Annotated in this window: 13 protein-coding genes; 7 read left to right on the top strand and 6 right to left on the bottom strand. The window is 63.1% G+C overall.

Annotated elements, in window-relative coordinates; genetic code table 11:
- Positions 1-536: 536 nt before the first annotated feature.
- Positions 537-1,271 (bottom strand): thioesterase II family protein, encoded by a 735-nt coding sequence (locus tag J3P86_RS08695; RefSeq protein ID WP_434699953.1) that lies wholly within the window; start codon positions 1,269-1,271, stop codon positions 537-539.
- A gap of 132 nt (positions 1,272-1,403) precedes the next feature.
- Between J3P86_RS08695 and tam the strand changes: the two genes are divergently transcribed.
- Positions 1,404-2,174, top strand: coding sequence for a trans-aconitate 2-methyltransferase (gene tam / locus J3P86_RS08690; RefSeq protein WP_434699952.1), 771 nt, complete (start codon positions 1,404-1,406; stop codon positions 2,172-2,174).
- An 82-nt stretch (positions 2,175-2,256) separates the two neighbouring features.
- On the top strand, positions 2,257-3,390 hold the full coding sequence (locus tag J3P86_RS08685; protein WP_434699951.1) for a cupin-like domain-containing protein: 1,134 nt from the start codon (positions 2,257-2,259) through the stop codon (positions 3,388-3,390).
- Positions 3,391-3,559: 169 nt separating this feature from the next.
- On the opposite strand, the gene J3P86_RS08680 is transcribed toward J3P86_RS08685, so the two are convergent.
- Positions 3,560-4,732 (bottom strand): MFS transporter, encoded by a 1,173-nt coding sequence (locus J3P86_RS08680; protein WP_434603390.1) that lies wholly within the window; start codon positions 4,730-4,732, stop codon positions 3,560-3,562.
- Positions 4,733-4,890: 158 nt separating this feature from the next.
- Between J3P86_RS08680 and J3P86_RS08675 the strand changes: the two genes are divergently transcribed.
- Both J3P86_RS08675 and J3P86_RS08670 read left to right on the top strand, forming a co-directional pair.
- Positions 4,891-5,691, top strand: a complete 801-nt coding sequence (locus J3P86_RS08675; RefSeq protein ID WP_434695433.1) for an SDR family oxidoreductase — start codon at positions 4,891-4,893, stop codon at positions 5,689-5,691.
- Positions 5,684-7,507: a glycoside hydrolase family 15 protein gene (locus J3P86_RS08670; protein ID WP_434699950.1), complete on the top strand. Its 1,824-nt coding sequence runs from the start codon at positions 5,684-5,686 to the stop codon at positions 7,505-7,507. Before J3P86_RS08675 ends, J3P86_RS08670 begins: the two co-directional genes overlap by 8 nt.
- A gap of 66 nt (positions 7,508-7,573) precedes the next feature.
- Here the strand turns inward: J3P86_RS08670 and J3P86_RS08665 are convergent, their stop codons facing one another.
- The gene (locus J3P86_RS08665; RefSeq protein WP_434699948.1) at positions 7,574-7,870 is read right to left on the bottom strand and encodes a DUF6124 family protein; all 297 of its coding nucleotides are present in this window, start codon (positions 7,868-7,870) and stop codon (positions 7,574-7,576) included.
- 582 nt (positions 7,871-8,452) lie between these two features.
- Between J3P86_RS08665 and J3P86_RS08660 the strand changes: the two genes are divergently transcribed.
- Both J3P86_RS08660 and J3P86_RS08655 read left to right on the top strand, forming a co-directional pair.
- The gene (locus J3P86_RS08660; RefSeq protein ID WP_434699946.1) at positions 8,453-8,830 is read left to right on the top strand and encodes a hypothetical protein; all 378 of its coding nucleotides are present in this window, start codon (positions 8,453-8,455) and stop codon (positions 8,828-8,830) included.
- Positions 8,831-8,858: 28 nt separating this feature from the next.
- Positions 8,859-9,761, top strand: coding sequence for an alpha/beta fold hydrolase (locus J3P86_RS08655; RefSeq protein ID WP_434699945.1), 903 nt, complete (start codon positions 8,859-8,861; stop codon positions 9,759-9,761).
- Here the strand turns inward: J3P86_RS08655 and J3P86_RS08650 are convergent.
- The gene (locus tag J3P86_RS08650) at positions 9,730-10,722 is read right to left on the bottom strand and encodes a GlxA family transcriptional regulator (protein WP_434699944.1); all 993 of its coding nucleotides are present in this window, start codon (positions 10,720-10,722) and stop codon (positions 9,730-9,732) included. The genes J3P86_RS08655 and J3P86_RS08650 overlap by 32 nt on opposite strands.
- A 101-nt stretch (positions 10,723-10,823) precedes the next feature.
- On the opposite strand from J3P86_RS08650, the gene inhA reads away from it, so the two are divergent.
- Positions 10,824-11,510: an isonitrile hydratase gene (gene inhA / locus J3P86_RS08645; protein ID WP_434699943.1), complete on the top strand. Its 687-nt coding sequence runs from the start codon at positions 10,824-10,826 to the stop codon at positions 11,508-11,510.
- A 47-nt stretch (positions 11,511-11,557) separates the two neighbouring features.
- On the opposite strand, the gene J3P86_RS08640 is transcribed toward inhA, so the two are convergent.
- Positions 11,558-11,815 carry an Atu4866 domain-containing protein gene (locus J3P86_RS08640; protein ID WP_434569274.1) on the bottom strand — a complete coding sequence of 86 codons (258 nt, stop codon included), beginning with the start codon at positions 11,813-11,815 and terminating at the stop codon, positions 11,558-11,560.
- 27 nt (positions 11,816-11,842) lie between these two features.
- Positions 11,843-12,580: an SDR family oxidoreductase gene (locus J3P86_RS08635; protein ID WP_434699942.1), complete on the bottom strand. Its 738-nt coding sequence runs from the start codon at positions 12,578-12,580 to the stop codon at positions 11,843-11,845.
- Between the last annotated feature and the right edge of the window lie 165 nt (positions 12,581-12,745).

Here is a 12,745-nt window from a genome sequence, read left to right as displayed (position 1 = left end):
TTCTGGGGTATCCGGAATCAGTGGGCACAGAGGCACAAAGGCAAGTCGTCCCTATGAAACGAATGCAAACCGGAAAAATTAGCGATTGGGAATTTGTGTCGAGTAGCGAGGTGGAACAGGGATTTGGAGAATAATCAGCTACCCATGTGGGAGCGAGCCTGCTCGCGAAAGCGCTGGGTCAGCTGGCTGGGATGTTGAAGGTGACGACCCCTTCGCGAGCAGGCTCGCTCCCACAGGGGCTGGTGTCGGACTCGATATTTGTGTTCACCACAGATCACTTGTGGGAGCGAGCCTGCTCGCGAAAGCGCTGGGTCAGCTGGCTGGGATGTTGAAGGTGACGACCCCTTCGCGAGCAGGCTCGCTCCCACATGGGGTCTGGGGTTGGGCTCGATATTTGTATGCACCACAAATCACCTGTGGGAGCGAGCTTGCTCGCGATGGCGGCGGATCAGTCATGCATAGGCAAGCTGACAAACCGCTATCGCGAGCAAGCTCGCTCCCACAAGGGCCTGTATTGCGTGCGCTTGGAAATCGAGTCAGGCGCTGATCGCCAACCCGTGTCGCCGGTGATGCACGCTCAGCTGATCCTTGATCAGCCGCAGCACCCTGGCCTCGTGTTCATGAATGAAGAAGTGCCCGCCCGCCAGCATATCCACGGAGAAGCTGCCGCTGGTTTCGCGGCTCCAGCCGATCAACTGTTCGGTGGTGGCCTTGTCGGCGGTGCCGCCGAGCACGTGCACGGGGCAGTTGAGCGGTGACCGAAGCCTTGACTGGTAGCGGCCACAGAGCAGGAAGTCCGCGCGCAGCACCGGCAAGGTCAAAGCCATCAGCTCTTCATTGGCCAGCACCTCTTCGCTGGTACCGTTGAGGGTGCGCAACTGGTCGATCAGTTCAGCATCGGTTTTCGGCTCGGCGAAACCCCGGTCATAGTCGGCGCGCATCGTCGGCGCCGCGGTGCCCGAGGCAAACAGCGCCACCGGTTCCGGGCAGCCCAGCTCACGCAAGGCGTGGACGATTTCACAGGCCAGCAGCGCGCCCAGGCTGTGGCCGAACAGGGCGTAAGGGGCCTGGAGGGTCGGGGCCAGCTCCCGCGCCAATTGCTTGGCCAAGGGCCCCATGTCGGTGTGCAGCGGCTCGGCGAAACGCGCCCCACGCCCCGGCAACTCCACCGGCTGCACCGTCAACCACTGCGGCACCTTGCGCCGCCAGCGGCTGTAAACCATCGCGCTGGCGCCGGAATACGGCAGACACAGCAGGGTCAGTTGGGTCACTGCGGTTTTCTCCGATCGTTTGTATAAAAGGAATAACGAGGCCGGGCCGTGAAGAATTAGTCACCGGCCCGTCGCCCGGATGCATCTTATACTGCACGCCCGATGGCCTGGTCTGCCCTTAAGGAGAACACAATGAGCTGGTCCGCCCAACAATATGTCGCGTTCGAACAGGAACGCACCCGCCCGTCCCGCGATCTGCTGGCGGCCATCCCGCCGGTACAGGCGCGTCAGGTCATCGACCTGGGCTGCGGCCCCGGCAACTCCACCGAACTGCTGGTCGATCACTTTCCCGACGCAACGGTGCGTGGCCTGGACAGTTCCGCCGACATGGTCGAAGCCGCCCGTAAGCGCTTGCCCGGCGTGACATTCGACACCGCCGATATCGGGCGCTGGAACGAAAGCGGCCCCTTCGACGTGATCTTCGCCAACGCCGTGCTGCAATGGCTTCCCGACCACGCCACCCTGCTGCCGTCGCTGGTGGACAAACTCGCCGCTGGCGGCAGCCTGGCCGTCCAGATGCCTGACACTCTGCACCAACCGTCCCATCGCTTGATGCGTGACATTGCTGCCAGCGGCCCCTGGGCCAGCCAACTGGCCGGCGCGGCGGATTCGCGGATCGAGGTGGAGGATGCCAGCACTTATTACTCGATCCTCAAACCCCACTGCACCCGCGTCGATGTGTGGCGCACCACCTACCATCACCCGCTGGCCGGTGGCGCCTCGGGGGTCGTGGAGTGGTTCAAGGGCAGCGGCCTGCGGCCATTCCTCGAGCCGCTGGACGAAGCGCAGCGCGAGGACTATCTGCAGCAATACCTAAAGGCCATCGAACAGGCCTATCCGGCCCTGGACGATGGGTCGGTCCTGCTGCCGTTCCCGAGGGTGTTCATCGTCGCGACACGCTAGGGCGATGGTCAGGCGCGAGGGCTAAATTTCTGATCCAGGCCCTCGTTACCTGCTAAGACCAAAACCCACAAGAGTGACCGCCGTGGACCTGCAAACCATCCTGGGTAAACTGTTCGCCAACGCCGGCGCCGTTGGTATCGACGGCGTTTTCCAATTCGTGTTCGGCCCGCATCAGGCGTACTGGTCCGAGGTCAAAGCCAGCAGCCACACCCAGGCTGGTCGGCACAGCAGCCCCGACGTGACCATCGAAATCGCGGAAAAGGACTTTCTCGGGATCATGGCCGGCCTGGCCAATGTCGAGGAACTGTTCGCCAGCGGCCGCCTGAAGATCGATGGCAACATGGGCTTGGCGACGTTGCTGCCGCAGATCATCGATCACGCCCGCAATGGCAGCCGCCCGGCGGAAAAGGTCGACATGAACAAACGCTACCCGACCCCGCCGCGCTTCAGCGAAACCCTCACCGCGAGCCTGCCGACCCAACGCAGCGTCGAGCGGCGGCCGCGCAGCGAACTGTCGGTGAGGGATTTCCAGGCACGCTACCTGCCCCATGGCATTCCGCTGGTGATCAGCGACGCGCTGCAGGACTGGCCCTTGTTCAAGCTCACTCGGGAAGAATCCCTGGTGCATTTTGCCCAGCTGCAAGGCATCACCCGCCACGGCGACTACGTGAAAAAAACCTTTTCCACGGAGCGGGATTTTCGCTCGACCTCCATGGCCGATTTCATCGCGTCCCTCGACAACCCGGCCGCCAAGGGTGCGGACGGCGAGCCGCCAGCCTACATGGGCAACAATATCTTGCCGGCGCAACTGATGGAGCTGATCAAGTACCCGCCCTACTTCGATCCATCGCTGTTCATTCCGCCGCGCATCTGGATCGGCCCCAAGGGCACCCTCACACCGCTGCACCGCGACGACACCGACAACCTGTTCGCCCAGGTCTGGGGCCAGAAAACCTTCACCCTCGCCGCCCCCCACCACCGCGAGGCCCTGGGCACCTGGTCGACCGCGCCCCAGGGCGGGCTGGACGGTTGCGACTTCAACCCGGACGCGCCGGACTACGAGCATTTCCCCCACGCCCGCAACGTGACATTCCTGCGGGTGACGCTGGAGGCTGGGGATTTGCTGTTTTTGCCGGAGGGCTGGTTTCATCAGGTGGAATCGGTGGCCACTTCGCTGTCAGTGAATTTCTGGGTGAATTCGGGGCGGGGTTGGTGAAGACAGGACTGAAGGGCACAGTACTGTGGCGAGGGGATTTATCCCCGCTGGACTGCGAAGCAGTCCTTCAATAGGACAACGCGTTTAGCTTGATATACCGAGTTGGAGGGATTGGGACTGCTGCGCAGTCCAGCGGGGATAAATCCCCTCGCCACAGGAAGGTGTGCGTTTATTTTTGCTGGCGATAACTCTGCACCGCCGCTCCCAGCACCACTGCCCCAGCTGCAATCGCCAGCCAGAAACCACTGCGCGCGCCATACGTATCCACCAGCCAACCCGAGCCCGCCGCGCCAATGGCGACTCCGATACTCAGGCCGGTCACCAGCCAGGTCAGGCCTTCGGTGAGCCGCGCCGGCGGCACGATGCGTTCCACCAGGGCCATGGCGACGATCAGCGTCGGCGCGAAGAACAACCCCGCGACAAATACCGCCAGCGACAGCCCGAGGATATTGCTCGCCAACAACAGTGGCAGCGTGGTTAGCGCCGTCGCCACGCCGCCGTACAGAAACAATCGCGGCAACGGCAGTTTCGAGCGCAGCGCGCCGAACGCCAGGCCGGCCAGGCACGAGCCGATGGCATAGACCGACAGCACGATGCTCGCCGCCGCCGGTTGCCCCTGATGCTGGGCGAACGCCACGCTGACCACGTCCACCACCCCGACGATGACGCCCATGGCGACCATCAACAGCAGCAGCAAAAGCACGTCGCTTGAGCTGATGATCGAGCCTTGGTGATGCGCCTGATGCGGGTGCACCGGCGGCTCGGTGCCGCGCTGCAGGACAAACGCCGTCACGCCGATCGCCAGCAGCAACACCGAGGCCAGCGGCCCGGCCTCCGGGAAAGCGACCACGCACAACCCCACCGACAGCGGCGGTCCGACGATGAAGCAGACCTCGTCCAACACTGACTCCAGCGCATAGGCAGTGCGCAGCTGCGGCTGGCCGCGATACACCTCGGTCCAGCGCGCCCGCACCATGGCCGACATGCTGGGCATGCAACCGGCCAGGGCGGCGAACAGGAACAGCGTCCACTGGGGCGCCTGCAAGCGCGTGCACAACAGCAGCATCAGCAACGCCCCGCCACCCAGCAGCGCCGCTAATGGCAAGACCCGCCCCTGGCCAAAACGGTCGACCAGCCGCGACACCTGCGGCGCGCAGAACGCCGTCGCCAGGGCAAACGTCGCCGCCACCGCGCCGGCCAATCCGTAGCCGCCCTTGAGCTGCGCAAGCATGGTGATCACGCCGATCCCGGTCATCGATATCGGCATGCGCGCGATCATTCCCGCCAGCACGAAGCCACGGCTGCCAGGTGCGCTGAACAGTTCACGATAAGGATTTGCCATGGGATGCCGCCTCAACAAGGGCCTGCAACTTGCCACAAAGGACGGTGCCGGGGAAAGCGCAAAACTGTCGGTGAAATGTGAAGACTGCCGCCCGCAAATGAACTCTGCGCACCTGTCGTCAGTCAGCAAGTAAGGCCCTCAGTTCAAGGTGCTATCCCATGCAGATTTCTCTTGCCCGACAAGTTGCTCTGGTTACCGGCGCCAGCTCCGGCATTGGCGCAGGTTCGGCCCGGGCACTGGCGGCGGCCGGTGCCGCCGTGGTGCTCAATTACCATTCCAGCGCCGGCCCCGCCGAAGACCTGGCCCGCGAAATCAACGACAGCGGCGGCAGAGCCATCGCCATTGGTGCCGATGTGTCGAAGGAACAGGACGTCGAGCGGCTATTTGCCCAGACCGTGGACGCGTTCGGCGCGCTGGACATCCTGGTCGCCAACTCCGGCCTGCAAAAAGATGCCGCCGCCGTCGACATGAGCCTGGACGACTGGAACGCCGTCATCGGCGTCAATCTCACCGGCCAGTTCCTTTGCGCCCGCGCGGCCTTGCGCATTTTCAACCGCCAGGGCATTCGCCAGGGTGTGTCCCGGGCCGCCGGCAAGATCATCCACATGAGTTCGGTGCACCAGCGCATCCCCTGGGCCGGCCACGTCAATTACGCGGCGTCCAAGGGCGGCATCGATCAGCTCATGCAGACCCTGGCCCAGGAAACCAGTCACCAGCGCATCCGCATCAACAGCATCGCCCCCGGCGCCATCCGCACAGCCATCAACCGTGAGGCCATGGAGGGCGACAAGGAACAGGAGCTGTTGCAGCTGATTCCCTACGGCCGGGTCGGCAATGTGGAGGATGTCGCCAACGCGGTGGTCTGGCTGGCGTCGGACCTGTCCGATTATGTGGTGGGCACCACGCTGTTCATCGATGGCGGGATGAGCCTCTATCCGGGGTTCCGCGGCAATGGCTGATCGTGACGAACCGCAGAGCCCGATCGAGAACCACGGCATCATCGGTGACATGCGCACGGCGGCGCTGGTCAACGATCGGGGCAGCGTGGATTTTTTCTGCTGGCCGGAATTCGACAGCCCGTCGATCTTCTGTTCACTGCTCGACACCCCTGAGGCGGGCATCTTTCAGCTTGCTCCGGATTTGCCGGATGCCCGTCGCCAGCAAATCTACCTGCCCGACACCAATGTCTTGCAGACCCGCTGGCTGAGCGATGGCGTGGTGGTGGAAATCACCGATCTGCTGCCCATTGGCGACAGCGAGGATGATTTGCCGGTCTTGATGCGCCGAGTGCGCATGACAGTCGGCAGCGCGACGTTTCGCATGCGCTGCGCGGTGCGCCATGATTATTCACGCGCCGCGACTACCGCGCGCCAGGACGGCGACCACGTCATCTTCGAGGCCCCGCAGCAACCGAGCCTGCGCCTGTGCGCCGACCAGCCCATGACCCTGGATGGCCAGGCGGCGGTGGCCGGGTTCACCCTGGGCCAAGGCCAGACCGCCGAATTTCTCCTGGGGGGCATCGACGACCCGCGCCTGGTGGACGACACCAGTGCCCTGTGCCTGGAACGAACCCTGGCGTTCTGGCGCGGCTGGATCGGCCAATCCAACTACCGTGGCCGCTGGCGGGAAATGGTCAACCGCTCGGCGTTGGCGCTGAAGCTGCTGACCTCGCGCAAACAGGGCGCGATCCTCGCCGCCGCCACCTTCGGCCTGCCGGAAACACGCGGCGGCGAACGCAACTGGGATTACCGCTACACCTGGATCCGCGACGCCTCGTTCACCGTCTACGCGTTCATGCGCCTGGGCTTTGTCGACGAAGCCAACGCCTATATGCGCTGGCTGCGCGGCCGGGTCAGCGACTGCCGCGAACAACCGACCAAGCTCAACATCCTCTACGGCCTGGACGGCCGGCTCGAACTACCGGAAACCGAGCTGACGCACCTGAGCGGCTACGGCAACGCGCGTCCGGTGCGCATCGGCAACCTCGCCTACCAGCAGGTTCAGTTGGACATCTTCGGCGAGTTGATGGATGCGGTGTACCTGGTCAACAAATACGGCGAAGCCATCTCCCACCAAGGCTGGAAACACACGGTCGATGTGGTCGACCAAGTATGCGAAATCTGGCGGGACAAGGACGTGGGTATCTGGGAAATGCGCGGCGAGGAGCAGCATTTCCTGCATTCGCGGCTGATGTGCTGGGTGGCGGTGGACCGTGCCATCCGCCTGGCGAGCAAACGTTCCCTGCCCGCCCCGTTCGCGCGTTGGGACGAGACTCGACAGGCCATCTATGAAGACATCTGGACGAATTTCTGGAACGACGAACACCAGCACTTCGTCCAGCGCCTGGGCAGCACCGCCCTTGACGGCTCGATGCTGTTGATGCCGCTGGTTCGCTTCGTCAGTGCCCGCGACCCGCGCTGGCTGTCAACGCTGGACGCCATCGAGAAAGATTTGGTGCGCGACGGCATGGTCTATCGCTACCGCACCGACGACGGCTCGATCGACGGCCTCAGCGGCACCGAAGGTTCGTTCGTCGCCTGCTCGTTCTGGTACGTCGAGTGCCTGGCCCGCGCCGGCCGCGTGGAGAAAGCCCAACTGGAATTCGAACAATTGCTGCGCTACGCCAATCCGCTTGGGCTGTATGCCGAGGAATTCGACAGCCATGGTTATCACCTGGGCAACCTGCCCCAGGCGCTGAGCCATCTGGCGCTGATCAGCGCGGCGAGTTTCCTGGACCGCAGGTTGAGCGGGGAGAAAAATCATTGGCAGCCGTGAGGGATTTTGATTATCCCTTGTGGTGAGGGCATTTATCCCCTCACCACAAGGCCTGCAGTGCTCCGGCTAGCGCGGTGGCTCCGCCAGTTCGATGTTATCCAGCGCTCGGTTGGCCAGCAGCGTTCCCAACTCGATCAACTGCTGAAGCCCCAGCGCGACATGCCGTCGGGAGCCTTCCAGATCGAACGCCAGGTCGCTGGCCATGGCGTTGGCCGAGGCCAGGGTTTCGCTGAGGGTGGTCAGTATGGATTCGGTGTTGATGTCCGCGACGGCGGAAAATATCTGGCCGTCCTGGGTGTCAGGGTTGGGATGGCCGGACAGGTTTTCGGCTTTTTCTGGGGGATTGGGGGTGATCTTGACCATTGTGAAACTCCTGACTTGATATTGAGCTCACCCCACCTCGTGACCAAACGAGGGTGGTGGGCTATACGCAGGTTGGTCAACCGGGAAGTCAGGCACCCGGCGCACTCAAGAGTGCCCCGCGCACAGCCCGCCGCAAAGCATACCGACAAAAACGCCTAGATGCTCAGTTGCGCAAAGTGCGCCTGACATTTAACAGGTGACCAAGCCCGGTCGCTGATTTTGCAGCGACGAACAAAGCCTATCCCCACAACTTCCGAACCACCAACCGCCACGACTCGTCGGAAAATTCTGATTCGCCAAATTTTTTGTAGGACCACATCACCCTTGTGGCGAGGGGATTTATCCCCGCTGGGCTGCGTAGCAGCCCCTCGAGAATTTTATGCTTTTAGCCTGGTACACCGAGATGCAGACTTGGGGCTGCTGCGCAGCCCAACGGGGATAAATCCCCTCGCCACAAAAGCTGTACCGATTTGATGGTCACTCCCCACTTCAGGTTGCCAGCCCCGCCCCCCTCTCCTAAGATCGACGCACTCACGGGTGCAGCGGAGCTGCCCGATAAGAACCCGACTCAAGGACCCGACCATGACGCATATAAAACGCCCCATCACCACCGAACCCCGAACCGGGCTGAGCCGCGAAGAACTCTGGGACGGCCCGGACAAGGGCTTGATCAAATGCTGGGAAGTCGGCCGCGACCGGGCGCAGAGGTTCCCTGAACTGGCGCAACGTTGTCTCGCCGGAGAGCTGCCGGTGCTGGGCTGGAAAGGCGGGGTCAGCCGCAGCCTGAAGAAGACCGCCAAGTTCGGTTGCCTCAAGTACCTGGCCCAATGGCAGGGCCTGCGCGGCGAAGACCTGGACATCGACCTGGCCGAGGAACGTACCCTGACCTGCTCCAACACGAGCATGATCGTGACATTCACGCCAGACCGGGCCAAATATGTGAACCAGGAACCCGCCTGACCCCAACCGAGTGAAGCCGGAGACCGACATGACATCTGCGCCCAGGATCAATTTTGCGGTAACGCCGCTGCTGCGCATCGCCTATGAGGAGCACGGCCCCGCCAGCGGCGAGCCGATTATCCTGCTGCACGGATTTCCCTATGACCCGCGGGCCTTTGACGAGGTTGCCCCGCCCTTGGCCCAACGCGGTTATCGAGTCATCGTGCCGTACCTGCGCGGCTACGGCCCGACCCGTTTCAACAATCCCGCGATTGCCCTCTCCGGCCAGCAAGCGGCACTGGCCCAGGACCTGCTGGACCTGATGCACACACTCGGCATTCCCCAGGCTGCGCTGTGCGGCTATGACTGGGGTGGCCGCGCCGCATGCATTGTCGCCGCGTTGTGGCCCGAGCGCGTTCGCTGCCTGGTCACCGGCGATGGCTACAACCTGCAGAATATTCCTCGATCAACCCAGCCACTGGACCCGGAAACCGAATACCGCTTGTGGTATCAGTATTACTTCCACACCGACCGAGGCGTCGAAGGCCTGAAGCAGAACCGACGCGAGCTGTGCCAATTGCTCTGGCGCCTGTGGTCGCCGACCTGGGCGCGCGGTGCGGAGCTGTATCCGCTGAGCGCGCCTTCGTTTGATAATCCGGATTTTGTCGAGGTGGTGATTCATTCCTATCGCCATCGCTTCATGTACGCGCCGGGAGATCCGACGCTTGAATGGATGGAGGAACAGTTGGCGGCGCAACCGGCCATCAGCGTGCCGAGTATTTCCCTGTGCGGCGCAGATGACGGCGTGGGACCCGCGCCCGAGCACGACGAAGATGCCGCGTATTTCACCGGACGCTACGAGCGCCGCGTGCTGGCCGGCGTCGGCCATAACATTCCTCAGGAAGCACCTGAAGCCACGCTCAGGGCATTGCTGGATTTGCTTGAGGGCTGAGCGCAAACCGCTCGCGATAAGCCTGGGGCGTCACGCCCATGCCCCGGAGAAAACTGCGACGCAAGGTTTCTTCGCTGCCGAAGCCGCATTGCAGGGCGACGCGCTTGATCGGCACCGCACTGTCGCAGAGCAGCCGCCGGGCAGTTTCCACGCGGATCAGTTCCACCGCACGGGCCGGGGTCTGGCCGGTCTCGGCGCGGTAATGACGGACAAAGCTGCGCTCGCTCATACCGGCCTCGGCGGCCAGGCTCGACAAGCCCAGGTCGCGGGTGAGGTTTTCGGCGATCCAGGCGTGCAGTTTATCGAAGCGACCACCCCGCTCCTGTAACGCCAAGGTAGCGCTGAACTGCGACTGTCCCCCGGGGCGCTTGAGGAACACCACCAGATGCCGCGCCACCTCCAGCGCCATCGCCCGGCCCAGGTCCTCTTCGACCAGCGCCAACGCCAGGTCAATGCCGGCCGTGACTCCAGCCGAGGTCCAGACCGAACCATCCTTGATGAAAATCGGATTGGGTTCGACCTGCAGTTCTGGATGTTGCCGGGCCAGCTGTTCGCAGCGGGTCCAATGGGTCGCCACCCGTCGTCCGTCCAGCCAGCCACTGGCCGCCAGCAGAAACGCCCCGGTACACACCGATGCGACTCTTCGCGAACACGCTCCCTGATCCTTGACCCAGGCCACCAGCGCAGGATCTTTCGCGGCTTCGTACACGCCCCAACCGCCGGCAATCAACAAGGTGTCACTGCCCTCGCTGGGCAGTGGTTCGGCCATCAGCGCCAACCCCGCCGACGACATCACCGCCCCGCCACCCGCAGCAATAACAGTCGGCGCATACGGCGCCGGCAAGCCTTGTCCACGAACCAGGTCATTGGCCGACGCGAAGACCTGCAGAGGCCCGGTGACATCCAGCACTTGTACGTTGGCGAAGGCCAGCACATGAACGGTTTTTGCTGTGTTTGGCATATTGGCGTGATTCGAGGGCTTATTGGCGAATACGCCAGATCCTACGAGTCTAAAGTCAAACCGTCCACCCTCTCGGGCAATCATCCAAAGGAGCAAGCGACATGACGTTGCAGATCGGTTTTCTGTTATTCCCCCAGGTTCAGCAGTTGGACCTCACCGGGCCTTATGACGTGCTGGCTTCGCTGCCAGATGTGAAAGTGCATCTGATCTGGAAAGACCTGGCGCCGGTTACCTCCAGCACGGGCTTGGTCCTGCTGCCAACCACCACATTCGAGGACTGTCCGAAGCTCGACGTCATTTGTGTCCCCGGTGGTAGCGGCGTCGGTCCGTTGATGGAAGATGAGCAGACCCTGGCCTTCATCAAACGCCAGGCCACTCACGCCAAATACATCACCTCGGTGTGCACCGGTGCGCTGGTACTCGGCGCGGCGGGATTGTTGCGCGGCAAGCGCGCCACCACCCACTGGGCCTTCCACAGTTTGTTGCAGCCGCTGGGGGCGACGCCGGTCAAGGACCGTGTGGTCCGCGACGGCAACCTGCTTACCGGTGGCGGCATCACCGCGGGAATCGATTTTGCCTTGACCCTGGCGGCCGAGCTGTTCGACCGGGACACCGCCGAGCTGGTCCAATTGCAGCTTGAATACGCACCGGCTCCGCCGTTCGCCGCAGGTTCCCCGGACACCGCGCCGACGCTGGTGCTCGAAGAGGCCAACCGGCGTTCGGCGGAATCGTTCCGCGTGCGCTCGCAGATCACCCAGCGGGCTGCGGCACGCTTGGAAACAGCGTAGCGGCAGGTTCAGCCAGGCACAGCAATCCGGTGCCTGGCTTGGATGGCCTATTCTTCCTGGCGATACAGGACCATTCCGGCGTGATACAGCACGCCATCGCGGAAATCCCCGTCGGCGGTGAAACCCGTATCGTCGTGGTATTCGATATGGTCGTCCTGCAGCCAATAGTCGCCCTCATAGGCACTCTCCCGAGTGCCCCGCGCTTCGTCGTAGCGCCCGCCCGGAAGCAACCGATGGCGAATCACGCCATCGGCCGTCACCCACAGGCCGACGAATTTGTCCTGATCTCCAAATGCCTTTCTCACGGGACGTCTCCTAGTGGTCGCCAGGTTTTAAAATGGGCTGGCCGTCGGCCGCACCACCAATTCGCTGACGTCCACGTCTGCCGGTTGCTCGATCGCATAGGCAATTGCCCGAGCGATGGCCTCTGCGGGGATGGCGATCCTGCGGAACTCGCGCATCTCGGCCCGTCCGCCTTCGTCGGAAATGCTTTCCGCCAGTTCCGACTCGGTCACGCCGGGGGAAATCACCGTCACCCGGACATCCCCACCCACCTCCTGGCGCAGGCCTTCGGAAATCGCCCGTACGGCAAACTTGGTCGCGCAGTACACAGCGGCAGTCGGGCTGACGGTGTACGCACCGATGGAGGCAATATTGATGAACTGTCCGCTGCGCTGGCGCTGCATCAACGGCAGGCCGGCGGCGATGCCGTGGAGCACGCCACGGATGTTGACGTCGATCATGCGGCCCCATTCCTCGACCTTCAGCGCCTCAAGCTTGGAGAGCGGCATGACGCCGGCGTTATTGATGATCACGTCAAGCCCGCCGAATTTCTCGACGGCGAAATCGATCAGGCTCTGGACATCGTCGCGACGGGTCACGTCCACGACTTTGCAGGCAGCCCGGTGACCGGCGGCTTCAAGTTCCTGCACCAGCGCTTGCAAGCGCTCCACGCGCCGGGCGCCAAGCACCACGCAAGCCCCGCGGGCCGCCAACAACCGTGCTGCCGCCTCACCAATCCCGCTGCTGGCGCCAGTGATGACCACTACCTTGTTTTGAATATCGGACATGATGGTTTCCTCGTCTGGATGCGTTGGCTCCCGGTGGGAGCGTTTTGACAGGTCCAGATTAGGAGGGTGTCAGGCGCTTCGGTTAGCCGGATTCTCCTGCGCATTTGCACGATCCTGTAACGATAACGCCTCTGGTCGTTACGGCTGCAATCAGTTTTACTAGCG

The organism is Pseudomonas sp. D1-1 (assembly GCF_051132225.1).
GTDB lineage: Bacteria > Pseudomonadota > Gammaproteobacteria > Pseudomonadales > Pseudomonadaceae > Aquipseudomonas.
The sequence above is the reverse complement of the archived record's forward strand: the minus strand, read 5'-3'. Positions and strand labels throughout refer to the sequence as shown.